General features: G+C 70.9%; 1 protein-coding gene. It reads left to right on the top strand.

Going from position 1 to position 382, the window contains the following annotated elements:
- The coding region (locus KBX39_RS32990; protein WP_210874332.1) for an ROK family protein at positions 1–382 on the top strand (382 nt) is incomplete at both ends.

The raw sequence follows: 382 nt of genomic DNA, 5'->3' as shown, positions 1-382 counted from the left end.
GTCAACGGCCGGCTGGAGCCGGTGGCCGCCTACACCGAGACCGCCGACATCCGCTCCGGCCCGAAGGTGACGCTCCAGCGCGTCAACGAGCTGCTGCACAAGGCCAAGGTGGACGGCGCGTACGAGCGGCTCGACGCGGTCGGCATCGGCGTACCGGGGCCGGTGAGCTTCCGCGACGGCGTGCCGGTCTCCCCGCCGATCATGCCGGGGTGGGACCGGTTCCCGGTCCGCGAGCTGCTGACCCGGGAGCACGGCTGCCCGGCGGTGGTGGACAACGACGTCAACATCATGGCGATCGGGGAGCGGCACGGCGGCGTGGCCCACTCGGTCGACGACTTCCTGTTCATCAAGATCGGCACCGGCATCGGCTGTGGCATCTACC

The sequence above is a fragment of the Micromonospora sp. D75 genome, assembly GCF_018070405.1.
GTDB lineage: Bacteria > Actinomycetota > Actinomycetes > Mycobacteriales > Micromonosporaceae > Micromonospora > Micromonospora chalcea.
This window is presented reverse-complemented; position numbering and strand designations above follow the sequence as displayed.